Consider the following 25991-nt stretch of genomic DNA (forward strand, 5'->3'; position numbering starts at 1 on the left):
TCAGTTTTCTCTTTCTTCTGAGGAAATTTGAAAAAAGAAAATCAAAACAGTTTCTAAATAAAACACTCAATCGATATGACCATGAAAAAAAGATATGCCCTATTGTTGCTTCTCCTTATAGGCACTTTGCATACACAGGCTCAAATTAAATGGAGCAATCCTCTAGATCAGCCCTTTCCGGTCATTCGTGGCAGAGCATGGCATAATGAGCAACAAGGAACTTACGCCCGTCTACCCCTGAAAGCGAAAAACTTGGTAAACAAAGCGGTCTGGAACTTGTCCCAACAGAGTGCCGGTCTATCCATAGCTTTTTACAGCAATTCACCGGAAATAAAAATAAAATACACGGTAACTGGAGGACGAAGTATGGCCCACATGCCTGCTACAGGCGTTTCGGGCGTTGACCTTTATGCCACAGACAGAAACGGTAGAAGCCGCTGGTGTGCCGCCAAATACTCTTTGGGCGACACCCTCGTTTATACCTATGACGGACTTACTTACGAAGACGCTTCGAACAAGGGCTACGAATATACATTATTTCTACCTCTTTACAATTCGGTTTCTTTTCTTGAAATCGGAGTAAAAGACAACGCTTCCATCAGTTTCATTCCCGTCTCTGAAGAGAAGCCTTTAGTAGTATACGGCACATCCATCGCCCAAGGCGCTTGTGCCTCGCGCCCAGGCATGGCTTGGATAAACATCATAAACAGAACCATGGAACATCCAGTTGTCAATTTAGGCTTTTCTGGAAGTGGCAAACTCGAGAAAGAACTCTTCGAGCTATTGGCAGAAACGGATGCAAAGCTCTACATCATAGACTGTATGCCTAACATGATTTCTCCCGCTGATACTGCTGTTATCGCAGAACGCATCCTGACAGGAATAAAAACACTTCGTACCCGTAACCAAGCCCCTGTTTTGTTAGTAGAACACAGCGGCTACATGAATGAATATACATCAGACCGCGCAGAAGCATCCTACAAAGCGTCAAATCGCCAACTACGGAAAGCATACAACACGCTGATGCAGCAAGAACCCGACATCTACTACCTGACAAAGGAAGAAATCGGCCTGTCAATGGATGCCATGGTCGAAGGGGTACATCCCAGTGACCTGGGTATGCAACAATACGCTGATAGCTATGTAAAGAAAATCCGTGAAATTTTGAAAGAAGAAACAGGAACAGAATCGACCTGCATTCCTTGTAAACAGCAAAGAGACCCTTATGACTGGCAGGCAAGGCACGAACAGATTTTGAAATTAAACCGTACTGATTCTCCAGAAGCAGTCATTATCGGCAATTCGATAGTCCATTATTGGGCAGGCGAACCGCTTGCCCACCAGCAACGGGGCAAACATGCTTGGAGTCGTCTGTTCAAAGGAACGAAGGTGCATAACCTGGGCTTCGGTTGGGACAAGATTGAGAACGTGCTTTGGCGTATCTATCATGGAGAGTTGGATGGCTACGAGGCAAAAAATATTTTCATGCTGATAGGAACCAATAACTTGCAGTTCAATACAGACCACGAAATCATAGAAGGAATTGTATTCACCGCAAAAGCCATACGTGAAAGACAACCCTCTGCCAAGCTGCATGTGATTGGAATCCTGCCAAGAAAAGGGCAAGAGCAACGAATTGCCCACATCAATACCGAATTGCAGCAAGAATTGGTAAAAAGTAATGCTATTTATATAGACCTTACCCCTTTCCTTACTAAGAGAGACGGACGAATAGATGAATCTTTGTTTGGCGACGGACTGCATCCGAATGAAAAAGGGTATAAAAAAATAGCCGAAGCTCTTTTGAAAGAACGGATGTTATAGAATTACCTGTAGTATGCCTGGTAATGGCACATCAAGCAAATATGCAACAAGGCAGGCTATCCCATTTTTTATGAAAACAGCCTGCCTTGTTATGAAACAAAAAAACATCAAAGCTTTACTTTAGCAATCAGCTTACGTATCTTTCCCTCACCGATAACCGGAGCATGGGGATCCTCAGGATAGACAATCGCAAACTGCCCAGGAAGCAAATCAACGAAAGTGGTTGGTACATCCGAATAGAGTGCACAATCTCCCTCTTCCTCGTAAGGTTTGGTCTCGGTTTCCAAATCCTCGATAGCTTTCCAGCCTATTCTCTCCTTGCCCTCGAGCAAGATATGCACATCAATATAAGCACGATGCAACTCAAGCACCTGCTTCTCGGCTGCTACACCTTCCGGATTCACATTGTTAATGAACAAATCATCCCCTTTTATCTCGATGCGACCTAATTCGGCATGCAACAAGTCGTGCGACTTGACATAATCGAAAAGAGTCTTGAACAACGGGTGGAGGGACTCCACCCGTTGACTGTTTTGCAAATTAGATACAATCATACCAGTTATTCCATTATTCCAAATTATCAGTTTTCGGGCGTAAGAAATAGAGCTGAAGAGCCAATGCTACCAATACAACTCCACTCAACATAGCAAATCCCATACCCAAATTACCACCATCGGTCCAGCGTCCCAACAAGTGGGTAACGGCAGCACCGGCAAACACACCCGTCATATTCATGATACCGTATGCCGTTCCGCGGTGTTTAGCCGAAACAAACTGGCAAAGTATAGGCATATTGTTGGCATCAAAGATACCATAACCCACACCGAACAGCAATCCGGCTCCTACTACACTCACAAAGCTGTGCCCCATACCGAGCAGCAACAGTGAAGGAACAGTCATTCCCAAGCCAATAGCACCTGTATAGACACGTCCGCGGATATTCTTCTGTACCCAACGGTCGGACATCACACCACCAACCAATACTCCCACAAAGGAAGAAACGGCAATAGTAATCGTAGAAATAGGTCCTGCTTCAGCCATTGGTATATTCAGGCTCTCTGCAAACAAAGTAGGCAACCAATTCTTGGTAGCCCATCCCGGAAGACTGGGAGCTGCAAAATAAAACAATATGACCCAAAATGCCCAATTAGATAACACTACAGACAAACCGCCCAACAACGAAGTCTTCTTTCCGTTCACAGCAGGTTGCAGCTTGGCAATCTTTATACGTTCAGGATTCTCATGCAAGAACAGCAACAATACAAAGGAATAGATTATTCCGATAATACCGAACCAATGAAACGCCGTATGCCAAGAAAAAGCAGCCGCCACCGTGGCACCGAAACCACCAATGGCCTGTCCTACATAAAGACCGGTCATGTGAATACCGATAGCCAAAGAGCGGGACTTATCCTGATGCCAATCGGCAATCAACGACAGAGCAGAAGGGATATAGAGCGCTTCGCTGATACCCATAAAAGCACGAAGCCAATACAATTCCTGAAAAGAATCGGCATAACCCATCATGCAGGTAACCGCCGACCAGACAAACAGACTGCCGACTACCAACCATTTACGGCTCACGCGATCGGCCACCATCCCTGCCACCGGACTCATAAATCCGTAAATCCACAAGAACACTGCCATCAATGCACCGAAAGCTTCTGCCTTACCCAATTCCACAATATCTACTTTCATAGCCTCCTGCATGGTGGAAAGCATCTGCCGATCCATATAGTTAAGCAGAGCCACCACCCACAAAAGAGCTACCACTATCCAAGGATAGCTTTTTGAATTTTTCATTGTACTATATTTTAATTAAGGTCTTATCATTTTGAAAGTAATTCATTACACAACATACAACCCTTTATCATCATACGGGGGATATGGAAAGGGCCTTTGAATATATTTCCTTTAGCAGGCTGTGCCACAGTACCGTCACGATGAAGATAACCATACCATTCACCGTACTCCTTGTCGGGGAAGCAGGCATACGTCCAGTCACTGATTTGCTTGTGCATCTCCAGATACTTTTCGTCTGCAGTAGCCTGATAAGCATAAAGGGTGGCAATGATGGCTTCGGTCTGCGGCCACCAGAATTTCATGTCCTGCGAATAATCCTGGCAGGGCAGGTTTCGGCAATCGCGGAAGTTAATGATTCCGCCAAATTCCTTATCCCATCCCCACTCCCACGACCAGTCAAGTATAGTGACGGCAAGCTCCACTAACTTTTTGTCCCAGTTGCGGTATTTTGCTTCTTCCAGAAGGAACCAAGAAGTCTCGATACAATGTCCCGGATTGATGGCACGACCGTTGCATGTATCGATAAACTCTCCATTCGGCCCTACCATTTCGAGCAAAGCTTTGAATTCGGGGTGAATGAAATACTTGCTTAATAGCATTATAGAATCATCTATCTGGCTGCTCAACACCGGATCATCAATAGCAGCACGAATGCGCGAAGCCGTATTGATGAGAATCATCGTAATGGAATGCCCCTGTGCCTCCAGCGCTTTCAGGTACTTCGGTTCCAAGATGCCCGGGGTGGCAACAAAATGCCGTATGCGCTTGAAAAGAGCAAGTGCTTTTTCTGCATAGCTGCAATCACCGGATGCTATGGCATATTCCGACATAGCTATGGCAGCAAAGCATTCGGAAAAGACATAACGTCGCTTGCGAAGCGGAGTGCCGTCTTCCTTCACTTCAAAATACATACGACCATCTTCGTCGAAACAATATTTTTCGATAAAGTCTATGCAACTTTTGGAAGCCGCCAGCCATTCGGCATTCTTCTCGACATTATTATATGCAAAAGCAGCAATAAAGCCGAAACGCCCCTGAAACCAAACGGACTTAGTAGTATCAATCAGCGAACCATCCCGATTGATACACGTATAAACTCCACCATGTTTGCTGTCTAACCCATGTTTCAACCAAAAAGGCATAATATTACCTATCAGATCTTGCCGATAGGAATCAGCCCACATCTGCAAATAGTGTGTTGTCGAGTCCATAATTATCAGAATTTATTGCAATGTTCAAAAAAGTGAATTGCTTCCAACTCGGCTTTCATACGCAATTCCTCTTCGTCAGTCATATTTTGGAACGGAGTACGGTTCTTACCCAAATCCAAGCCTATCAGTTTCATGATGCGCTTGCCACCCACGATATTGCCGCGGAAATGGCATATCACGTTAATGACTTCCTGAGAGAAGTTCTGCAGTTGGCGTGCTTTTTCCAAATCACCCGCTTTCCATGCATCAATGATGCCAACCAGGTTTACTCCATTATAATTGGTAGTACCGCCAATACCGCCTTGTGCTCCCCCCATGGCAAGGCAAGGAAGAATCGTTTCGTCTTGTCCATGCAGCATATCATACTTACCGTTCTTGTACAGACGGCATTGATTATATTCATACATGCTCTCAAAGGTGTATTTTATTCCGGCAAAATTGGGAATACGACCATCTACAGCTTCCAGAAATGCTACCATCGAAAGGAAAGCACCGTTGAATGCCGGAATATGATAATAATAGAAAGGAAGATTGGGAGCACCGCAAGCTATCTCTTCGCAATATTTCACCAACTCTTCTACACGACCTACTTTGGGGAAAGGAGGTGCCATAGCTCCAATGCCCCATGCACCAATCTTCTGTGCATGCTCGGCAAGCTTACGGCTAGACTTCACACAACAGCTACCTACATGTACGATTACCTTAAAGCCTTCCGGAGCCACTTCTACCCATCGTTCAGCCAATTTCATACGCTCCTCATCAGTAAGCATATAGCCTTCGCCAGAGGAACCATTGATAAATACACCTTTCAGTCCATTCTTCACCAACATCCGAGCATACGCCTCAATCGGTTCATAGTTTACTTCACCATTTTCATAGAACGGAGTGAACGGCGCATTGATTAATCCAATAATCTTTTCCATTTTCTATATTTTATTTAAGATTAGTATTTGGATGCAAATATAAACCAAATTTACAAACCACATCGCATTTAATAAAATATTTAACTAATAAAAGCAGCATTTTTATAATAGCTTCCACACATACGACTAATAATCATTTGATAATGTGTAATAGTGTATTATAACATAAATTCACAAGCCAAAAGAGAAGTATATCAAAGACATTCCTTATTTTTGTAACAAATTAATAGCCAATAACATCTCTAAATTGACATGAAACCAATTTTGTTAGAAGAAATAAAAGCAGGGACTAAAAATGCCTTAGTCAAAAAGAAGATTATCACTTATTACATATATAATGGCCCATCGACCATTACCAGCCTATCCAAAGAACTAAATTTAAGTGTCCCTACCGTCACGAAATTTATCAATGAGATGTGCGAAGAAGGCTACATACACGAATATGGCAAACAAGGCACCAATAGCGGACGTCGCCCCAGCTTGTACGGACTGGATGCCGAATCTGGCTATTTCATCGGGGTGGATATCAAGCAATTTACCATCAATATAGGGCTGATGAACTTCAAGGGAGATATGGTGGACTTAAAGATGAGCATCCCTTATCACTGTAAAAACACTCCGGACAGCCTGGACGGACTATGCCAGCTGATAACCAGATTCATCAAAAGAGTAAATATCAAAAAAGAGAGAATACTCAATGTCAATATCAACATTTCCGGAAGAGTGAACCCTGAATCGGGCTACAGCTACAGCTGGTTCAACTTTGAAGAACGTCCCCTTACGGAAGTCATGGCTGAAAAACTAGGTTGCACGGTTACTATTGACAATGACACAAGAGCTATGACCTACGGTGAATTCCTGCAAGGAAACGTTGAAGGAAAAAAGAACATACTTTTCATCAACATGAGTTGGGGACTGGGAGTGGGCATCATCATCAACGGTGAAATCTATGCCGGAAAATCCGGTTTTTCCGGTGAATTAGGACACATGCCTGCATACAACAACGAAATAATATGCCATTGCGGGAAAAAGGGTTGCCTTGAAACGGAAACTTCCGGCTCGGCACTGCACCGTATTCTTCTGGAGCGCATCGCCCATGGCGAACAGTCCATACTATCCCATAGAACGCAAGATACAGAAAAACCGCTGACACTGGACGAAATAATAGATGCCATCAACAAAGAAGACCTCTTATGTATTGAGATTATAGAGGAAATCGGCCAGAAATTGGGTAAACAAATAGCAGGGCTGATAAACCTGTTCAATCCGGAATTGGTCATCATCGGAGGGACGATTTCCCAAACGGAGGATTACATATTACAGCCCATAAAGAGCGCCATTCGCAAATATTCACTCAATTTGGTAAATCAGGATTCCACCATTGCCCTTTCCAAACTAAAAAGCAAAGCTGGGGTCATCGGTGCATGTATGCTGGCGCGCAGCAAAACGTTTGAATGCTGACGGGCAGAAAGTTGCCCAATCTCCACGGTGACCGGCCGAAATGACTTCGGTCGCAATCTTTCTGCCAATATTATTGATGCCGACATGCCCCCAGTGCAGATTGTCTTTGTCGAAAGGACTTTCTCGGGCATCTATGACAGACACATTCGGAATGAAGTTTTCATCCTTCGGGTTGACGACAGCATCTTGCGCATCGCGCACCCCTTGCCCATATTGTACCGAAGCTTTGGGATTGCTCACACTCTCACCCGGTTTCACGATGTGACCGATATAAACATGAGCGTCCGGAAATCCAAGCCGGGTGCGACATTTCTCGATGAGCGATTTCAGCAAAGGCAAGTAATGTTCTTTGGAATCTATCCCGTTACCTTCGCCTTGCATCCACCAGATTCCGGCCAAACGCGGTTTTTTGCCTCTGTCCAACAAATCATTAATGGCTGGTTTATAAAGATTTTCATAGAAATAGTCCCAGTTATGGCTGTCGGAAGAAGAAGCCCAAGTTTCAATCCGTGAACCGGAACATCCTAATTTAATAATGTATAGCTCCATGTCCGGAAAAGCTTGCTGAAAGTGCATGCCGAACTCACCCTCCATACCCCGGCGACCAGCCGCACCGGCACTCCACGTACCATAGCCATGAATCATGTTCATCATGGTTTTGCCATTCAGGTTATCGTTCTTATAATAAAGATCAAGCCAGCCGGGAGCCACGTCTTCGGTAGTCCCATCGAAAACCCAGCGGGCACCATCGGTTTGGTTCACGATATGGCAACTGCGATACCATATCTTCATCAGTCCGGGATTGGTGTCCGGATTGTCATACCAGGCAGCCAACCTCCGGTCTTCTCCGGCATCGGCAAAAGCCGAACCATCGGCATTCGACTGTCCTATGGTTATAAATACCGGGACTTCATTTTCCTGAAGAAGCACAGAATTCACCGCGCAATCCGATTGTTGCGCCATACAGAAAGGAGAAAAACAGAGTGCAATGATACCAACTGCCATCTTCACAATATTCTTCATAATCAGATTCTTTATTTGTTTCAGTTTTTACGAACTAATGGCAAATATATGAAATATTTCAGTTTTCCCTTTCTTACCGGAACTTTTTTACCCTTTCCCCAAAAGCAACGGCCTGTATTTCTCCAAAGCCTGCTCAAAGACCTTGCGGGCCTCATCCATCGTTCCGTAAAATTCGCCGCCGGAAGCATTCAGATGGCCGCCGCCGCCAAAGAATTCGGCAGCCAGCCGGTTACAGGGAAAAGTGCCGACCGAACGTAAGGAAATCTTTATCATCGGCTTCTCCGTGTCTTCACGCAGGAAGCAGGAGAAAATCACCCCTTTGATGCTTAAAGGAATGTTCACAAAGCCTTCACTATCTCCCCGTATATAGTCGAACCGGCTTTGTTCGGCTTTAGTCAAAGAGATTAAGGCTGCATGATAGTCCGGATAGACCTTCATTTGCGACAAGACATATCCCATCAGGCGCAGACGGCTTTCTGAATAAGTATTGAACACCCTGCGGTAAATCTCGTCCTTGTCGATACCTTTCGACAACAGCTCGCTGATAATGAAATAGATCTCACGGTTGTTGGAGTTGTAGGTAAACCCGCCGGTATCCGTCATCATACCCGTATAGATGCACTCTGCTCCTTCCCTTGAAATGTCACTGAAATAGCCCATACGGCAAATCAGACGGAAAACCAGTTCCGAAGTGGAAGATATCTCCGGGTGGGAAATGACAATCCTGCAGAAATCCTCCGGATGGAGATGATGGTCTATCAATATTTTTCTTGCCGGAGATGCAAGAACGGCGTCACCCATGGCATCTATACGGTGGATGGCATTAAAGTCCAGACAGCAAATCACGTCTGCTTCAGCAATCAGCTTGTCGGCAAACTCCTTGTAGCGGTCGTACAAAAGGACGTCCTTGCTCCCGGGCATCCATTTCAAGAAGTCGGGGAAAGCGTTCGGCACAATGACATTCGCTGTCTTTCCTTGCGAACTGAAAAAATGCCACAGGCCCAGAGAAGAACCGATGGCATCCCCGTCGGGACTCACATGTGAAACGATTACTATCTTGTCCGCACGGTCAAACCATTTGGTAAAATGATCTATCTTGGATTGTTCTATTACTTTAGTCAACATATATCTTTATTTACTATTCGTTTTACATCTACAACAAATTGAAGGGGCAAAAGTACGAAAAGTTTATGATTTATAACAATATACAGTAAGAACCTTTTTGAGAAAGAAGGAGATAAGCGATACCCAGGCGGACGCAATCATTGGCAATCTTATTCTGATAATAGTCTGAAAGAGAAGCGTCAATCACCACCATTCCTATGGAAAAGAGCGAAGTAAGTTCCTCTACCCCGCCTTGATAGCCTTTGGAGACATACAGATAATCAACCGAAAGGAGACGGGAAGACTTCTTATTCCGCCAACGATCATCGGAAAGCAGGCAGATACGCTTACCGGCATAAGAGACAATCTGGTTGCGCATAGACAAGCCGGGAGTGGTATAATCTCCGGCAATCAGTCGGGGAGCCTCCAGATGCAGGCGGTTCCAATGCGGAGAAAGGGCACGGCAGAGGTGCGACATATCCGGCAAGCTGTCGGTACATGCCAACCAAGAACGACGGTTATCCGACATGCAATGAACAACGGGACAGCCTCTCACGCTATAAAAAGCAATCCCCTGCCGGGGAGCATTGGACATCATGGAGAAAGAATTCCAGGAGGCCACTGCCAACAACGCCAGCAACGAAAAACAGACGTTACGCACCGTAAAACGTAGAAAGCCATAATATGCCGTCCCCAAGAACAGATAGACGAGCAGAACACCCCATATATCCAGCCAGATGCCATCGACAGCAGCGCCGGGAAGATGCTCTATACAGCGGAGCACTTCATTCTGGACATGTACCAATGCCTCTACTATCCTTGCAAACAGATGTTGCACCAAAGGCAGCGGCGTAAGCATCAACAGAAATACCGCCGAATACAGAACGAGCGACACCATGGGAATGACCCAAAGATTAGTCAGCAGGAAATGAGTGGAAAAACGGGAAAAATAGAAAATGACCAAAGGAGCCGTACCCAGCTGAGCCGCCACAGACACCGTCATAAGCCCCCACAAATACCGCAGGAAACGATTGTCAACCTTCCAAAGGGCATATAACTTAGGTTGTACAAGTACAATAGCCACAACCGCTGAGAATGACAGCTGAAAACCGACATCAAACAACCAGACCGGCTTACACAGCAGCATCAGAAAAGCAGTTGCCGCCACCGTGTTCAGCGTCAGCGGCTTTTCCGGCTGCAAACCGGCAAACGCCAACAAAGAGAACATGACGACCGACCGCACCACCGAAGAGGACAGTCCCGTGAAAAAAGCAAAACTCGCCAGGAAAAGGACAAGACACAAAAGCAACAAAGGTTTCAACCGCTGCCATCGCCTCCACAAGGGACGAAGCACAAACAAGAGCAAAGCATACAGAAACCCTACATGCAATCCCGAAAGCGCCAGTACATGGCTGGCTCCCGAGACGGAGTAGGTCTCCACAATGTCATCGCTCAGTTCTTCTTTATCACCTACCGTCAACGCAGAAATCACCGCCAACTCATCTGCTTCAAAACCCAAGCTCCGGTATAAGCCAACCACTTTCTCCCTATAATCCAGTGCCACCTGGCTGACAGTGCGGGAAGCATCATGCCCCGTCTTCCGCCAATGTCCGCCAGCCACGTAGGTCGTGCCGCTATAACCTTTCCGCCTCAGGTGGCGGGCATAGTCAAACTCGTCGGGATTACCATTGTTCGCCGGAGGAGCAAGCCGGGCGGATATCAGCAACTCATCACCACGGCGCAAAGTGGCCGTAGCAGAATCTTTAGGCAGATAAGCCAGAAAAAGATGATTCCGGAGACAATCCGTGGCAGTATCCTGCTCTACCTCTCCCAACAGGGCAACCCTGCACAATATGCTGCGTTCCCTCTCTTCCGGATGCTCGCGGATAGAAACCCTATAAACAGCAGTTTTGCCCGAAAAGGGAAATACCGTCTTTCCCTGCTGCCAACTCATCAAGCAGAACCCCGTACTACCCAAGAAAAGGTATATCGCCGCTCCATACACCCATCCGGTATGCTTATATCTACCTATAATAAAGATAAAAAGCAGAAAGCCTGCCACATATTCCCACGCAGAGAACATGTGCGGAAACGCATCCCCGCACAAAATACCAACTACCAACGGCATCAACAGTCGAAGGAAAGGATACCGTTGCCAGCTGTCAATTATCAATCCAGAAGACGGATTACAGGTTCCTTAATGCACGGATAGCCTCTTTCGGGTCGGGAGCCGAGAAAACGGCATTGCCTGCCACCAGTACATCTGCTCCAGCCTCTACCAGACGCGCACCGGTTTCCAAGTTTACGCCACCGTCCACTTCTATCAAGGCCTGCGAACCGGTAACCGTGATCAATTCGCGCAACTCGCGTACTTTGTCAAGAGAATGCTCTATGAACTTTTGTCCGCCAAATCCCGGATTCACACTCATTATCAGCACCATATACACGTCATTGATAATATCCTTCAGCAAGGACACGGGAGTTGCCGGATTAATCGTTACCGCCGGCTGCATCCCCGCTTCACGGATTTGCTGCACCACACGGTGCAGATGCGGACAAGCCTCGTAGTGCACATTCATGACGTGTGCTCCCAGAGCCTTTACCTCCGGAATAAACTTCTCCGGCTGTACAATCATCAGATGTACGTCCAAGGGTTTCTGCGACAGTTTCGCCACATGCTTCAGTACCGGGAATCCAAAAGAAATATTAGGGACAAACACACCGTCCATGATGTCGATATGTACCCATTCCGCCTCACTTTGGTTAATCATTTCAATGTCTCGTGCCAGATAACCGAAATCGGCAGAGAGAATGGAAGGGGATATGATTGGTTTCATAATGTTATATTCTAAAGTTTACGAACTTTGTCATGTACAAATATACGGAAAAGATTTAAATCGGCCTAACATTGAAAGCCAAAACTCTCGCTGCAAACTCACTGCATACCTTTTGCAGCGTCACTGCAAACGTGTTGCAGTAGTACTGCAAAGCAGTTGCAGTCACACTGCATACCAGTTGCAGCAACACTGCAAAGCTGTTTGCAGTGACGCTGCAAAACGAGTGCAGCAGTTTTGCAGTAAAAAGCTATTGAATTACAACCAGTTACTTCATCACGCATTCTTCTGTCAACCGGAAGCCGCGCAGCAGTTCATCCGTTTTCAGTCTCTTCTTGCCCGGAAGCTGAAGGGAACGGATGCCGACAAAGCCATCTTCGGCAGCCACGCGGATATAGGTCTTCCCGTCTGTCCGCAAGGTTCCGGGAACCAGTTGATGGGATTCCCCGATCTTTTCCGTCTCGAAGATTTTTACCACAACAGATTCTCCACCGGGTTGGAGCAGCTCCGTCCAAGCAGCAGGATAGGGAGAAAGACCGCGTACAAAATCATAAATACGCTTCACAGGGAGGTTCCAGTCAATACGACAAGTGTCTTTGAATATTTTCGGTGCCGGACGCAGTTCACCCACTACGGCCATTTCTTCTTGAGGAATACTTTTCACCGTACCGGCAAGAATGGCATCAACGGTCTCTACCACCAGGCGACCGCCCAACAGCATCAGTTTATCGTGGACGATACCCACATCGTCCGTATCGGCAATGGGTACCCGCACCTGCTGAATAACCTCACCGGTGTCAATCTCATGTTTCAGGAAGAAAGTGGTGATGCCCGTTTCCGTATCACCATTGATTACCGCCCAGTTGATGGGAGCAGCGCCACGATACTGCGGCAGCAGGGAAGCATGCAGGTTGAAGGTGCCCAATCGCGGCATGTTCCATACCACCTCCGGCAACATGCGGAAGGCAACGACTATCTGCAAATCGGCCTTCCATGCACGCAACGCCTCCACAAAAGCCTCATCCTTCAGCTTCTCCGGCTGAAGAAGCGGAAGATTGTTCTCCAGCGCATACTGCTTCACCGGAGAGAACTGGAGCTTATGCCCCCGTCCGGCAGGCTTGTCGGGCATCGTAATGACACCCACCACATTGTAACCTCCTTCTACCAGACAACGAAGAGCCTCCACCGCAAAATCGGGAGTACCCATATATACAATCCTCAAATCTTTCTTTTCCACCATTTCATTTACAATTTACCATTTACAATGTACAATTTGCGAGGCAGCTCATTTGCAATCTACAATTTACCATTTACAATGTACAATTTGCCGTTCGGAATGGCGTGTACATTGCAAATGGTAAATTGTAAATGTCCTCAATCTTCTGAAAAATGCACCAATACTTCACGGTACGAGTTGAATATCTTCGACTTGGACACGAAGCCCAGGTATTTGTTTTCCGCATCCACCACCGGCAGATTCCATGCTTTCGTGTCATCAAAAGTACGCATCACCTGTTCCATGCTGTCCGTATTGTACAAGCGTGCCGGAGCCGAAGTCATGAATTTGCCTACCGTAAAACGATGGTACAACTCCTGACGGAACATAATGTTCCGGATATCGTCCAGTAAGACAACGCCTATCAACACCCCCTCCTTGTCCGTCACGGGAAAGATATTGCGATGCGAGGCGGAAATGGCCTTGACCAGTTCGCCCAAATCCATTTCGGGACGCACGGTCACAAAGTCCTTTTCCACCACATTCTCCATTTTCATCAAGGTAAGGACAGCCTTGTCCTTATGGTGCGTCAGCAGTTCTCCTTTCTTTGCCAAACGCATGGAGTAGATACTATGAGGCTCGAACATGATGATGGTAAGATAGGAACTGACGGAAACAATCATCAGTGGCAGGAACAAGTCGTATCCTCCCGTAAGTTCGGCTATGAGGAACACGCCGGTCAGCGGAGCGTGCATGACCCCACTCATGACCCCCGCCATTCCCATCAAGGCAAAGTTCTTCTCGGGTAGATAAGCCGTCATCTCTATTTCATTGCTGAAATGTGAAAAGACAAAACCGGCAATACACCCCAGATACAATGAAGGCGCGAAAATACCGCCGCAACCGCCACCGCCATTCGTGGCACTCGAAGCAAAAACCTTGAACAGAATAATCAGTATGAGGTATATCAGCAACAGATTGCCGTGCCCGTAGAAGAAGGAATTGTTCATCACCGTATCCCATTCGGCATTGCTCATCCCATTCAGCAACAATTCTATCGTATCGTAACCTTCGCCATACAACGGAGGGAAAAGGAATATCAGGATACTCAGCATGGCACCGCCCATTATCAGCTTCTTATAGGGAGTTCTCAACCTTCCGAACACGCCTTCCACAGAGTTCATGGCCCGGGTGAAATAAAGGGAAACCAATCCGCAGAAGATGCCCAGCATAATAACATACGGAATACGTTCCAGCTCGAAAGCTTGGTCCAGATGAAATTTAAACATAGCGTCCGTGCCCGTCACGATATAGGAAACAGTCGCAGCCGTCACCGCAGATATCAGCAACGGCAACAAGGAGGACATTGTCAAATCTATCATCAGCACCTCCAGCGTAAATACCAGACCGGCAATCGGCGCCTTGAAGATGCCGGCAACCGCACCGGCAGCACCACATCCCACCAACAGCATCAGCGTGCGGTGTTCCATCTTGAATATATTTCCCAGGTTAGAACCGATAGCCGAACCCGTCAACACAATAGGCGCCTCCGCCCCGACCGAACCACCGAAACCGATGGTAATGGAACTGGCTATGATGGACGACCAAGTGTTATGTCGTTTGATACGCCCCTGCCGCCGCGAGATGGCGTATAGGATTCTGGTGACTCCATGACTGATGTCGTCCTTCACCACATAGCGAACAAACAACCCGGTCAGGAAGATACCTACTACCGGATAGACCAGATAAAGGTAGTTGGCCTCCGTCGCATTGAAATTGTCCGTCAGGAAGTTCTGTATCCAGTGTATGATGACTTTCAGTATCAGTGCGGCAAATGCTGTAAAGATACCTACAAGAAAACTGAGAATCAGTATGAACCTCTTCTCCTTGATATTCTTTTCGCGCCATAGGATAAAGCGCTGCAACAAACTTCTCTTGTCCTCTGCCATTTTCCTCTTTATTCGCGAATAATTCTGATGACTCCGCCCTTGCCCAACTTGATGATGCCGGACGGTTTCGGGCGCACCGTTTCCTCCTGACGATATCCTACTATATAATCCACTGCTGATTTGATTTCTTCACTTATCTCCCCGAAGTTGCCGGGCGACGGTTGCCCGCTGACATTGGCAGAAGTAGAGACTATCGCTTTGCGGAACTGCTGGCAAAGCCGCTTTGAAAACACCTCACTGGTAACGCGGATACCTACACTGCCATCTTCGGCAAGCAGATTAGGAGCCAGATTACGGGCTCCGGAATAAATAATGGTAAGAGGCTTGTCGGCCAGTTCTATCAAATCCCAGGCAACTTCCGGAACATCCTGCACATAGAAATCCACCTTTACCGGGGAATCTACCAATACCAGCATTGCCTTACTGTCAGAGCGTTGCTTGATTTCATATACACGGCGCACCGCTTCTTCATTGGTAGCGTCACAACCTATGCCCCAAATCGTATCTGTCGGATACAGAATTACCCCGCCTTCGCTCATCACTTGGCAGGCTTTTTTAATGTCTTCTATCATTTCCTGATATATAAGGATTAATGCGCAAAAGTAGCATATTTGTTTGAAAGTGAAAAATTTTGTCTTGGATATTCTCAAATGGCTATATATTAATTACCACTATTATTGATCAGAATGCCAAATAAGACCATCCAGTTGTCAAGTTTCACGTATTTCAACCACTTTCGTTGCTACAGCATATTCATCCGGAAAAATTTTGCTCCCCATTTCATTGGCCCATGCTTTAGTAAACTCCGCACCTGCATAGACTATAATAGCAGAATAATAAATCCATGTAATAAAAACAATCATGAATGCCGCTGCACCATAAATAGTCCCTACATTCGCAATCCCGATATAGAAAGATATTCCCCATTGCCCTACCAACAATAATATAGTTGTCACTACAGCTCCAATAAAAACATCCTTACTTTTTATTTTCGCATCAGGAAGAGCTTTGAAAATCAATACAAAAATAATAACCGTAACACCTATATTTAACACTAATCCCACAGCTTTCACAATAACCTCTGCGACATCCGGATAGCTGGCCATAAACTTATTACTCAAATCTCCAATAATATTGGTAATACTAAATGTAACCAGAAGCACGAAAGCAAATACCAAAATTATCGAGAATGAAAGTAGCCGATTCTGGATATATTTCAGCCAGCCCTTTTTGGGCACGGCCTTTATTCCCCAAATCGTATTTAAGGAACTTTGTATCTCTGCAAAAATGGTAGTAGCACCAAATATGGAAATTCCCAAACTAACAATAGCCGCTGGTGTGGAAGAGTCCGTTCTTTCTGCATTTTCTATAATCAAACGAAGTTCACCAACTACCTCTGCTCCTACTATCGGTTTCAACTGCATATACAACTGATCAGCCAAATCTATATGCAAAGCTACCCCAATAGTAACTAAAAGAGAAAGAAAAGGGATGATTGAAAATAGTGTCGCGTAAGCCAACGATCCGCTTAACCTGGTGACACTATCGTCAATAAAACCTTGTCCGGTATCCTTTATAATCTTTATTAATAAGGACAAGCTTAATTTTTTCTTGCCTATCGATTGTTTCGCCATATTATTTTTACCACTGTATGCTATTTCCCTAAACACATCGTTTTACTTCCCGCTTCATCATTCGAAATTAAAAAATCTGAATGTACCACTTCGCTTTCGAACATCATCAAGTCCAGTCCCGGAAAAATGATAATGATTCAACACAACATCCAGATATACAAATTACTCCATTTACCATAACTTTTTAATTTAACATTGATGAATAAGTGAACAAAGTAAATAACGGGATGGTTTCCACTATCAATGCAAATTATAGTTTAGTAAGAAAAAACAGCATACATCATCACATTAAACATTATAGATACCCTGCCCAATTAAATGGCAAGGCCAAATGTCTTTGGTAACAAAAGAATTACTACCTTTGTGGTGTCCTATAAGTACGAGAAGGGATTTTTCGCATTTAGACACTTGATTTCCAACACATAAATCAAATAATATTTTTGCAGCGATTATAAACAAATTTTAATAGAAAACAATGGAAGAAATTCAATTTAACCACACCCTGCCCATACAACTACGCTTCAATGACGTCGACAAATTCGGCCATGTAAACAACACTGTTTACTTCTCTTTTTATGATTTAGGAAAAACGGAATATTTCGCTTCCGTATGCCCGGATGTAGATTGGGAAAAGGATGGTATCGTTGTCGTCCATATTGAAGCAAATTTCCTTGCGCAGATTTATGGTTCGGACCATATTGCCGTGCAAACTGCCGTTACTGAAATAGGAACCAAGAGTTTCCATCTGGCACAGCGTGTCATCGATACGGAAACCTTAGAAGTAAAATGCGTTTGTACTTCCATCATGGTAGCCTTCGACCTCTCCAAACACGAATCCAAGCCACTGGAAGAAGAATGGATTGAAGCAATCTGCAAATATGAGGGGAAAGATTTGAAAAAAAAGAAATAAAATCCTATATTTGTCAATTAAGCCAACAATTGTATAAGTAACAATCAGTTACATTTACTCTACTGCTATGATTCGATTGATATTATTGACCGATTTTACAGAGTCCTTTTCGTACAATCTGCTAAAGGGAGTATTGGCCTATTCCAAAAGCCATGAGCCATGGGTAGTATGCCGTATGCCACCCTCCTACAAAAATAATCATGGCATAGAAGGAGTCTTGAAATGGGCAAAGACATGGCATGCAGATGCAATTATCGGCAGATTTGACAACGCTGACAATGTAGAGCTATTCCGTGAAAACGGAATTATCGCGTTGGCCCAAGATTATAAATCAAGGTTCAGCAATATTCCAAACATCACCGGCGATTACCGCAAGACCGGCAGAATAGCAGCAGAGTTTTTTCTGAGTAAAGGCTTTCAGAACTTTGCATTCTATGGTTATCGCGATACGGTATGGTCGCAAGAACGTTGTGAAGGTTTTTACGAATGTATAGCTGCCCAAGGGTTTGGCAATAACTTCTACGCCTATCAGGACCAATCCCTTGACGACTTATGGTTTTATGAAGCCCCGCCCCTGCTCAGTTGGTTAAAGTCATTGCCACAACCTACAGCACTCATGGCCTGCGATGACAATCAAGGCAACCGCATTACGGAAATCTGTAAAGTCAACAATATCAGAGTACCCGACAAGATAGCAATATTGGGCGTCGACAATGATGAGATTATATGCAATCTTTCAGATCCTCCCCTATCCAGTATCAGCCAAAACATTGTAAGAGGCGGATTTGAGGCTGCTGCCCTCATAGAACAGCTATTGAATGATGAAAAGGCTACCTATCAGGATGTAGTAATCCAACCAGTCAATATCATCAACAGGCTTTCGACAGACTTCTATTCCACCACCGATGCCCATATCCAGACAGCCCTGAAATATATCCATCAGAATATAGCTGCTGATATCACTGTATCGGATATAGTGAAGCAAGTACCATTATCACGTCGTTTATTGGAGATTCGTTTCAAACAAGTCACCCAGCAGTCCATCCACAAATATATCTTCAATCTTAGGATGGAACGCTTTGCCCAATTGCTACTGGCCAGTGATGCTCCGATTGCAGATGTGGCGGAACAAGTCGGAATCAATAACCTGAAAAACTTGTCCCGCCAATTCAAAGCTTTGAAGAAAGTCTCTCCAAATGAATATCGGAAAGAGTACCACACAAAGAGTTACCAGCGCTGATTTAATCCGGTACAAACAACATGGTATCAGGTAACACGGTTTCCAGAACATTCCGTCCCGAATACCCGACTTCCAATTCCTGGCCCATGTAATCTTCGAAATACAGCAGATGCAACTCGTGGTACCCTGCTTCGAGAGCGACTTTCCCTTCGGCACGGCGTCCGCTGTGGCCGCCGTCGTTATCAACAATCAATTTACCATTTATGTATAATTTAGACCCATCATCGGAAAAAGTATAGAATCGGTAAACTCCCCTTTCAGGAATTTTCACCAACGTACGGAAATCATAAGCAAAATGATCCGAGACGGTTGCTTCCCCAATCGAGAAGTTCTTCATCACCCCTTCCTTCACTTTATTGCAGGCGGCAATATCGGCAACACGCTTACATTTGCCTTCATAATAGGCATATGCCACACCCTGCTTCTTGGGAGAGGCTTTCACTGCCTGCAGATAGGTCATGCTCTGCTCCTCATCTGAATTCAAGCCGGAAGGATAATAGTAGGCAGCCTCCCTTCCCGAAGGAGTAGAAATCCACGTATCAAATTTGAACTGCTCTTCGTACAGCTCGATAATACGCGCCCCCCGTTTCAAATCGCCATACGCATCCGCACCAGTCACCCGTCCGTATCCCAATGCAATACCTTTATCTATCCCTATAAAATCGTTATCATGGTCGTGTCCTACAAATACTCCCATTACATCCTTCATGTCAAGGAAGGAAGCAAACATACCGGAATTGATATTAGCAGAGGCAACTCCACCTTCTTTGTCATTTCCATAAGTTTTCCCGTCACCCCTGATTTCATTGTATTCAATCAGCGGAATATGGAAAAAGGCCAAAGCAGGAACAGGATTACCCCCATTCTTCTCTGCAAAGTGTTTACTTTGCTTTCTATACCATTCTACTTGATTAAAATGAATCCAATCATAAGCACCGTAGATTTTATCAGGTTGATAATCATTAGAGTCCATACAATAGAGCAATGCCTCTACCCGATTCCTCTTTTCCGAACTATAAACCGGAATGACACAATTACCACATCCCATGATATCCTCCGGACCTTTCGTACCTACATAGTATGGAGACTTTAGGAGAAAATCATAGATATCATCACGCGTCAAATATTCGGCATCATGATTTCCCATAGTTACCACAAAGGGAACCTTTGCCTCATTAAAAATATCCACAACACTTTCCCATCCCTTGATAGCCGGGTCATCGGTCACCACATCACCACTCAGTATGGCAATGTCCGGATGTTCAGCCGCCAAGACAGCACGGATAGTAGCTGTAGTCTCGGCACACTTTGCAGAACCCGGTGTCCAATGCAAATCCGTGAACTGGGCTACCACAAACTTGCCATCTTTGAAAAAGAATTGCTTTTGCGCAAAAACCGTCACCGGTATGCAACCCAACAGTACAACTAAAAGAACAACTATTTTCTTCATAATTTCTTGAGATTAATATATTTCTATTTCATCCATTGCCAACTCACTCTGCAACCCTTCATGAAAATATCCTTTCGGGCACAAGCCACCACTCAATAATTCCAAGCGGACAAATGCAGCTTCCGTCTCGGCAAATGAAAGAGATGCCGGGAAACGGGTGCCTTCCGTCAAAGTAAAATCATAGGTCAGCTGTTTAGTGCCCACCGGAATAAAAGTCTGACCATCCATTGAGACAGAAACACTCATCGCTCTTGCCGGCCATATCTCATTTACCGGTCTCCATAAAGAAGAAAAGGCAACTTCCTTGACTTTCTGAGGTTTCTTCAGTTCCACTACAATCTGCACACTATCCTGGCAAAAGCTTATCCAGCGACGCATATCACGGGCATAGCCACGTCGTCCATCAGTCAGCCCAAAGCCTTTATTCAAGTGTTCCCATCCTGCTTCAGGATTACAAGTATAGTCACATCCGGTTGCCTTGTTTACAGCAAAACTCTTGCGAGTCACTTTCCCTAGCGGCTTACCGCTTCTGTAAACTGCCGAATAAATAGTTGCATCCTCGTCCAACGGTATCGGAGTCTCATAAAGAGAAGATGAAGTGTTGACCGTTGAATCATTTACCGCATAGTAAATATCGGCATCCGGACAGAAGGTGTTCAAAGTCACCTCATAAGTCTGCCGCGACTTGTTCCACGCACCTGTCTGATTGACTTCATAGAAGTTGCGGCAGGCATTCACTCCGCAATAATCCAATCGTTCAAACTCCTTATCCAGCCTACAGGCAAACGACTCGAAGTCCTTATGTTCCGGCAGTGTCCATTGCACTTCTGACATAGCCAGCAAACGGGGGAAAGCCATATATTCAAAATACTCGGGAGTCTGTATGTACTCTCCCCAGATATTGGCTTGTACACCTATTATATAAGCTTGTTCTTCCGGAGTCAGTTCAGCAGGAAGCGGATTATAATTGTACACCGTATCCAATGGAAGGAAACCGCCGATAGCCAACGGAGCGAATTCCGGACTTTCCTGGTAGTAATCCAAATAACACTTTTTGCCGGGTGTCATAATGACTTTATGCCGTTGGCGAGCCGCTTCGATACCTCCTTTCTCGCCACGCCATGACATGACGGTAGCATTAGGGGCAAGCCCTCCTTCCAGAATCTCATCCCACCCGATGATGTCACGCCCTTTACTGTTCACAAATTGCTCAATCCGATGGATAAACCAACTTTGCAGAGCTTCTTCGTTGGGCAGACCTTCCCGCTTCATCAAATGCTGGCAATGGGTACACTTCTTCCACGCTTTCTTGGGGCACTCATCCCCACCTATGTGGATATAATGGCTGGGGAAGAGTTCCATAACCTCTGTCAGTACATCTTCCAGGAATTCAAATGTATGCTCTTTGGGACAATAAACCTCATCAAAAACATCAAAATAATCACGCACCACATAAGTCTTTCCCAGTCCGCAAGAAAGTTCCGGATAGGAAGCCAGTGCAGCGGATGCATGTCCCGGCATTTCAATTTCGGGAATGACCGTAATGAAACGGTCGGATGCATACTTCACAATTTCCTTTATTTCTTCCTGCGTATAATAACCCCTCTTTTCTTTTCCATCGTAACGCCGTGGAAAATAATAATCAGAGTGTCCTACCTGAGTATGTTTACGGTAAGAACCTATTTCAGTCAGTTTCGGGTATTTCTTTATTTCTATTCTCCATCCTTGGTCATCCGTCAGATGAAAATGGAATTTATTCAATTTATAGAATGCCATCAAATCAAGAAACTTCAGCACTTCCTCTTTTGGCAGAAAATTACGTCCTACATCCATCATAGCCCCACGATGAGGGAAACGGGGAGCATCCGTAATGCTGACAGCAGGAATCCTAATCTTTTCCTCGCATTTCCGGTCACCATCATAAATGGCTGCCGGCATGAGCTGCAGCAAAGACTGGACACCATAAAAAAATCCTGCGGCAGTTTCATTGGAAGATATATTTATCCTATCGGAAGAAACCTCCAATGTATAGGCCTCATCGGGCAAGGAATTATCTATAGATAAGCAAATATCGGCCTTTCCCGTTTCCGAAATACCCTTCAACGTTACAGAAGTGTTTTTCAACGCATTCTCCAAATAATGAAAAACTTTCATCGCGGCTTCCCCGAAAGGGACAGCCACTGTTTTTTCCCCTTGCAGGACATACACTCCCTGCATTGGAGCAAGTTCATTCGGCATGGGTATAATACCATAGTTTGCCGCTACATCATCAGCCCCTCTCCCACAAGAGAGAAAAATGAATGACATAGCCAGTAACCAATATCTTATCTTCATAGTATTTGGGATAATAAGTTGGGATATTCCTTGATTGTTTTCAGTATCAGTTCACCGAACAAAGTATTTGTCCAAGCAAACCAGGAACGAGTAAAGTCCGCGGCATCCTCCGAATGGAAAGATTCATGCATAAAGCCCGTCCCTCCGTCCGTATCACGAAGTTGCTTCAGACAAGCACGTATTTCTTCGGAATCATCCGTTGTAAAAGCCTTCATAATGATGCTCATCGGCCAGATATAATTCAATCCCACATGAGGACCTCCTACCCCTTCACCGGCTTTTCCTTTAAAGAAATAAGGATTATTGCCGCTCCATATCATTTTACGGGTATTCTGATAAATCGCATCTTTAAAAGAACAATAACCCAGATAAGGCGCAGCCAGCAAACTGGGTACATTGGCATCGTCCATACAAAGCGCGTTACCAAAACCGTCGACCTCAAAAGCATAAATACGTCCACAAACCGGATGATTGAAAGTACCATACCTGCGGATAGCTGCATCCACTTCATCTGCCAGTGCTATACATTTGCCAGAGAAGTCCTTGTTTCCATAAACTTTATCCTCTATCTCAGCCAATTGGCGCAATGACACAACCGCAAACATATTAGAAGGAATCAGAAAACCGTATTGTGTAGCATCATCTGACGGACGGAAAGAAGAAACGATTAAGCCGACCGGCTTTACCGGTGCTCCCCATCCGTTGTTAATCTGCGAATCTGTAGGGCGGTCGCAATCGCGCGTAAAGCTATAAGGCCCCAAGCCTTGTTTCCTCTGTTGCTCTTTAAAGGTATTAACCACCAACAGCATAGCTTTATGCCAATTTTCATCGAACACAGACGTGTCTTCCGTGTATTGCCAATAATGATAGGCCAAACGAATGGGATAGCACAAAGAATCTATCTCCCATTTGCGTTCATGCAATTCCTTCACCATATGTTGTGTATGGTCGGTTTCCCAATAGCTGCCTAACGGTCCGTCGTTAAAGGCATTGGCATATGGGTCTATCAAGATACATTCAGTCTGTCTGTTGACAAGTCCTGCCACCATCCGCTGCAATCCCTTATCTTTCTTCATCAACGGCAGATAGGGCCAAACTTGTGCAGAAGAGTCGCGCAGCCACATGGCATCTATATCTCCCGTAATGACGAAAGTATCCGGTCTGCCATTCTTCACTCTATATCTGACGGTAGTATCAAGCGTATTGGGAAAACAGTTCTCGAACATCCAGCGCAATTTTTCGTCCTTTATTTTAGGCTTCGCTTCTTCAATGGCGGCATCCACCGCCTTCGAAACAAAGCACCTTTTGCCTACAGCAGGACGTAAAGAAACATATCTCTGGTTCAAAGTCACTGATGAAGATAATACTGAAGCGGGCTGAAAAGTCATAGCAGCCAAAGCAAGTCCGCCAGTCTTCAGAAATTGGCGTCTTGACATATTGTTTTTCATAATCGATGTCTTCTTTAATAGGTATGCTTACCGGATGTCACATGTATCTTTTTCTCTTTTCCACCATAGAGTACACACAGTTCAAAATCGATGTTAGAATCTACTGTAATACGAGGCTCATCACTTGCCGAACGGCGTGCCTCAGCTTTTAAGGAGATAAGCCCTTCGGGACCAAAAGGATAGCGTTCTATACCATTAGTCTCCGTCAAATTCATATCCCAGACAATCTGCTTTTTGGCATAATCTCCCCGAATACCGATAATAAACTCTATCAATTCGGCAATAGGAGGAAGTCCTGCCCAACCCACAAAATTATCCCTTGCCATAAATCCCGGCTCAGCACTTTCCGGAGCGTAATATTCCCAAAAAGTTCCAGTTTTCTTATAGACCTCAAATACTTGGGCATAATGATTCAAACAAATCTCCCGTGCCAGTTTACCGTAACCTTTCTGTACAAGACCCTGCATCACCATGTAATTGGTTCCCGGCCATACGCCACCCTGCCAATAACGGCCATTCTCCTTATACTTGGGATTATCGGCAGACAAAGAAGGAATACGGTACTTCCGGTTGAATGTAGCAGAATTATCCAATTCTTTCACCATGCGGTCTAATTGTACAGCATCCAATACATCAGTAAACAGAGCCCAATAGGCACCTATTCCCTTAGTTGTACAGAGCGTACCATCAGCATACTGGTCATAAAGGAAACCGGTTTTTTCATCCCAAAGATTGTCATGGATATATTTTCCCAGCATTTTAGCTTCGTCTTCAAACTCTTCTATTTCTTGCCAACGCTCCAGATAGAATCCCATCTCAAGCAGCAAATTAGCCGTAAACAATTGTTGCAAGTTTGTATCCAGCCAAATCATGTGTCCGTGACTATAGATAGGGCTGTATTCCGACAAAACACGGGGCATGTTATCCATGCCAGTTCCCCATCCGCTTGACCAATAGGTTCCATTTCGCCAAGTATGGTTCAACTTCAACCATTTATAATAAGCACAAAGTACCGGAAATATCTTGTGCAGGCGTTCCGTATCACCAAACTGATGAAAATAGACCATCTCACACCAAGGCATCAAATTCGGTCCGGTACTCACCGGGTCATAGCGTTCGAAGCAATCGGCACCATCTGCCTTTATCTCACGGCAAATGAAACCGTCGGGATGCTGCTTGGCGTAAAAGTTGTTCAGCGTATTCTGGAAAGGGAAAAAACGGGTGCCATAACGGGCAAACATCAGAATGAAAGAGGAATCCCACATAAAGATATTACCATTATAAGCTGTATCCAAATAGCTTGATACAAAACCCGAGCCCGCCTGAGGAGCCCGAATATTACCAATAGCTATTTCCCATGCCTTCCAATACATTTCAAGTTCCTTGTCATGTCCGTTCCAAATGGGACTAGGAAGAATCTGCCGGGCTTCCTCGAAACTTTTCGGCTCAATGGTTTCCGGTTTGGCCACGCGATATTCGTTCTCCGTAACCAAAGGTTCTTTGACATACGTATTCTTATAAGGCAAATGATACTTCTCGTCATTGCCACAACTCTGAGCTCTCAGCAACGAACCGGCCGAAAGAGACAACAAACCTAGCAGTAAAATATGTTTCAACATGGGAAATA

The 25991-nt window shown here is 45.1% G+C and carries 20 protein-coding genes; 4 read left to right on the plus strand and 16 right to left on the minus strand.

Annotated elements, in window-relative coordinates:
• The first annotated feature begins 81 nt into the window (after positions 1–81).
• Entirely contained in the window at positions 82–1824 is a 1743-nt protein-coding gene (locus HU824_RS00530; RefSeq protein WP_176467734.1) for an SGNH/GDSL hydrolase family protein, read from the plus strand.
• A gap of 107 nt (positions 1825–1931) precedes the next feature.
• Here the strand turns inward: HU824_RS00530 and HU824_RS00535 are convergent, their stop codons facing one another.
• From HU824_RS00535 to HU824_RS00550, 4 genes are read right to left on the minus strand one after another with little or no spacing between them, the layout of a single operon-like run.
• Positions 1932–2378 (minus strand): YhcH/YjgK/YiaL family protein, encoded by a 447-nt coding sequence (locus HU824_RS00535; protein ID WP_176467735.1) that lies wholly within the window; start codon positions 2376–2378, stop codon positions 1932–1934.
• A gap of 13 nt (positions 2379–2391) precedes the next feature.
• On the minus strand, positions 2392–3627 hold the full coding sequence (locus HU824_RS00540; RefSeq protein ID WP_176467736.1) for an MFS transporter: 1236 nt from the start codon (positions 3625–3627) through the stop codon (positions 2392–2394).
• 26 nt (positions 3628–3653) lie between these two features.
• Positions 3654–4838, minus strand: a complete 1185-nt coding sequence (locus HU824_RS00545) for an AGE family epimerase/isomerase (RefSeq protein WP_176467737.1) — start codon at positions 4836–4838, stop codon at positions 3654–3656.
• A 5-nt stretch (positions 4839–4843) separates the two neighbouring features.
• Positions 4844–5761, minus strand: coding sequence for a dihydrodipicolinate synthase family protein (locus HU824_RS00550; RefSeq protein ID WP_136009062.1), 918 nt, complete (start codon positions 5759–5761; stop codon positions 4844–4846).
• 252 nt (positions 5762–6013) lie between these two features.
• Between HU824_RS00550 and HU824_RS00555 the strand changes: the two genes are divergently transcribed.
• Complete coding sequence (locus HU824_RS00555; RefSeq protein WP_136009063.1) at positions 6014–7222, plus strand: ROK family transcriptional regulator; 1209 nt, start codon at positions 6014–6016, stop codon at positions 7220–7222.
• Here the strand turns inward: HU824_RS00555 and HU824_RS00560 are convergent.
• From HU824_RS00560 to HU824_RS00595, 8 genes are all read right to left on the minus strand, one after another.
• Positions 7157–8245 (minus strand): sialate O-acetylesterase, encoded by a 1089-nt coding sequence (locus HU824_RS00560; RefSeq protein ID WP_176467738.1) that lies wholly within the window; start codon positions 8243–8245, stop codon positions 7157–7159. The two genes, HU824_RS00555 and HU824_RS00560, sit on opposite strands and share 66 nt — an antisense overlap.
• Positions 8246–8332: 87 nt before the next feature.
• Positions 8333–9370, minus strand: coding sequence for a bifunctional oligoribonuclease/PAP phosphatase NrnA (locus tag HU824_RS00565; RefSeq protein WP_176467739.1), 1038 nt, complete (start codon positions 9368–9370; stop codon positions 8333–8335).
• A 70-nt stretch (positions 9371–9440) separates the two neighbouring features.
• The gene (locus tag HU824_RS00570) at positions 9441–11477 is read right to left on the minus strand and encodes a ComEC/Rec2 family competence protein (RefSeq protein WP_176467768.1); all 2037 of its coding nucleotides are present in this window, start codon (positions 11475–11477) and stop codon (positions 9441–9443) included.
• A gap of 58 nt (positions 11478–11535) precedes the next feature.
• Complete coding sequence (gene rpe, locus HU824_RS00575; protein WP_176467740.1) at positions 11536–12186, minus strand: ribulose-phosphate 3-epimerase; 651 nt, start codon at positions 12184–12186, stop codon at positions 11536–11538.
• Positions 12187–12451: 265 nt separating this feature from the next.
• Positions 12452–13423, minus strand: a complete 972-nt coding sequence (fmt, locus tag HU824_RS00580; protein WP_176467741.1) for a methionyl-tRNA formyltransferase — start codon at positions 13421–13423, stop codon at positions 12452–12454.
• Between the two features lie 134 nt (positions 13424–13557).
• Positions 13558–15348 (minus strand): chloride channel protein, encoded by a 1791-nt coding sequence (locus HU824_RS00585; protein WP_136009069.1) that lies wholly within the window; start codon positions 15346–15348, stop codon positions 13558–13560.
• Positions 15349–15356: 8 nt separating this feature from the next.
• A complete protein-coding gene (locus tag HU824_RS00590; protein WP_176467742.1) occupies positions 15357–15920 on the minus strand; it encodes an L-threonylcarbamoyladenylate synthase in 564 nt (187 codons plus the stop codon).
• Between the two features lie 138 nt (positions 15921–16058).
• The gene (locus HU824_RS00595; RefSeq protein ID WP_136009071.1) at positions 16059–16982 is read right to left on the minus strand and encodes a YihY/virulence factor BrkB family protein; all 924 of its coding nucleotides are present in this window, start codon (positions 16980–16982) and stop codon (positions 16059–16061) included.
• A gap of 475 nt (positions 16983–17457) precedes the next feature.
• On the opposite strand from HU824_RS00595, the gene HU824_RS00600 reads away from it, so the two are divergent.
• On the plus strand, positions 17458–17892 hold the full coding sequence (locus tag HU824_RS00600; protein WP_136009072.1) for a thioesterase family protein: 435 nt from the start codon (positions 17458–17460) through the stop codon (positions 17890–17892).
• Between the two features lie 67 nt (positions 17893–17959).
• Complete coding sequence (locus HU824_RS00605; protein WP_136009073.1) at positions 17960–19132, plus strand: DNA-binding transcriptional regulator; 1173 nt, start codon at positions 17960–17962, stop codon at positions 19130–19132.
• 1 nt (position 19133) lies between these two features.
• On the opposite strand, the gene HU824_RS00610 is transcribed toward HU824_RS00605, so the two are convergent.
• The 4 genes from HU824_RS00610 to HU824_RS00625 are packed head-to-tail and all read right to left on the minus strand — an operon-like array spanning position 19134 to position 25983.
• Complete coding sequence (locus HU824_RS00610) at positions 19134–20582, minus strand: PA14 domain-containing protein (protein WP_176467743.1); 1449 nt, start codon at positions 20580–20582, stop codon at positions 19134–19136.
• A 12-nt stretch (positions 20583–20594) separates the two neighbouring features.
• On the minus strand, positions 20595–22916 hold the full coding sequence (locus tag HU824_RS00615) for a glycoside hydrolase family 20 protein (protein ID WP_176467744.1): 2322 nt from the start codon (positions 22914–22916) through the stop codon (positions 20595–20597).
• Positions 22913–24364: a glycoside hydrolase family 125 protein gene (locus HU824_RS00620; protein WP_176467745.1), complete on the minus strand. Its 1452-nt coding sequence runs from the start codon at positions 24362–24364 to the stop codon at positions 22913–22915. The genes HU824_RS00615 and HU824_RS00620 overlap by 4 nt, the downstream gene beginning before the upstream one ends.
• A 14-nt stretch (positions 24365–24378) precedes the next feature.
• Positions 24379–25983, minus strand: coding sequence for a trehalase family glycosidase (locus HU824_RS00625; protein ID WP_136009077.1), 1605 nt, complete (start codon positions 25981–25983; stop codon positions 24379–24381).
• Between the last annotated feature and the right edge of the window lie 8 nt (positions 25984–25991).

The organism is Bacteroides sp. L10-4 (genome assembly GCF_013373675.1).
Lineage (GTDB): Bacteria > Bacteroidota > Bacteroidia > Bacteroidales > Bacteroidaceae > Bacteroides > Bacteroides muris.

Excerpts from the sequence above, each read along its gene's own strand:
- HU824_RS00530 (WP_176467734.1), top strand. The coding sequence starts at position 82 with ATGAAAAAAAGATATGCCCTATTGTTGCTTCTCCTTATAGGCACTTTG.
- HU824_RS00535 (WP_176467735.1), bottom strand. The coding sequence starts at position 2,378 with ATGATTGTATCTAATTTGCAAAACAGTCAACGGGTGGAGTCCCTCCAC.
- HU824_RS00540 (WP_176467736.1), bottom strand. The coding sequence starts at position 3,627 with ATGAAAAATTCAAAAAGCTATCCTTGGATAGTGGTAGCTCTTTTGTGG.
- HU824_RS00545 (WP_176467737.1), bottom strand. The coding sequence starts at position 4,838 with ATGGACTCGACAACACACTATTTGCAGATGTGGGCTGATTCCTATCGG.
- HU824_RS00550 (WP_136009062.1), bottom strand. The coding sequence starts at position 5,761 with ATGGAAAAGATTATTGGATTAATCAATGCGCCGTTCACTCCGTTCTAT.
- HU824_RS00555 (WP_136009063.1), top strand. The coding sequence starts at position 6,014 with ATGAAACCAATTTTGTTAGAAGAAATAAAAGCAGGGACTAAAAATGCC.
- HU824_RS00560 (WP_176467738.1), bottom strand. The coding sequence starts at position 8,245 with ATGAAGAATATTGTGAAGATGGCAGTTGGTATCATTGCACTCTGTTTT.
- HU824_RS00565 (WP_176467739.1), bottom strand. The coding sequence starts at position 9,370 with ATGTTGACTAAAGTAATAGAACAATCCAAGATAGATCATTTTACCAAA.
- HU824_RS00570 (WP_176467768.1), bottom strand. The coding sequence starts at position 11,477 with ATGCCGTTGGTAGTTGGTATTTTGTGCGGGGATGCGTTTCCGCACATG.
- rpe (WP_176467740.1), bottom strand. The coding sequence starts at position 12,186 with ATGAAACCAATCATATCCCCTTCCATTCTCTCTGCCGATTTCGGTTAT.
- fmt (WP_176467741.1), bottom strand. The coding sequence starts at position 13,423 with ATGGTGGAAAAGAAAGATTTGAGGATTGTATATATGGGTACTCCCGAT.
- HU824_RS00585 (WP_136009069.1), bottom strand. The coding sequence starts at position 15,348 with ATGGCAGAGGACAAGAGAAGTTTGTTGCAGCGCTTTATCCTATGGCGC.
- HU824_RS00590 (WP_176467742.1), bottom strand. The coding sequence starts at position 15,920 with ATGATAGAAGACATTAAAAAAGCCTGCCAAGTGATGAGCGAAGGCGGG.
- HU824_RS00595 (WP_136009071.1), bottom strand. The coding sequence starts at position 16,982 with ATGGCGAAACAATCGATAGGCAAGAAAAAATTAAGCTTGTCCTTATTA.
- HU824_RS00600 (WP_136009072.1), top strand. The coding sequence starts at position 17,458 with ATGGAAGAAATTCAATTTAACCACACCCTGCCCATACAACTACGCTTC.
- HU824_RS00605 (WP_136009073.1), top strand. The coding sequence starts at position 17,960 with ATGATTCGATTGATATTATTGACCGATTTTACAGAGTCCTTTTCGTAC.
- HU824_RS00610 (WP_176467743.1), bottom strand. The coding sequence starts at position 20,582 with ATGAAGAAAATAGTTGTTCTTTTAGTTGTACTGTTGGGTTGCATACCG.
- HU824_RS00615 (WP_176467744.1), bottom strand. The coding sequence starts at position 22,916 with ATGAAGATAAGATATTGGTTACTGGCTATGTCATTCATTTTTCTCTCT.
- HU824_RS00620 (WP_176467745.1), bottom strand. The coding sequence starts at position 24,364 with ATGAAAAACAATATGTCAAGACGCCAATTTCTGAAGACTGGCGGACTT.
- HU824_RS00625 (WP_136009077.1), bottom strand. The coding sequence starts at position 25,983 with ATGTTGAAACATATTTTACTGCTAGGTTTGTTGTCTCTTTCGGCCGGT.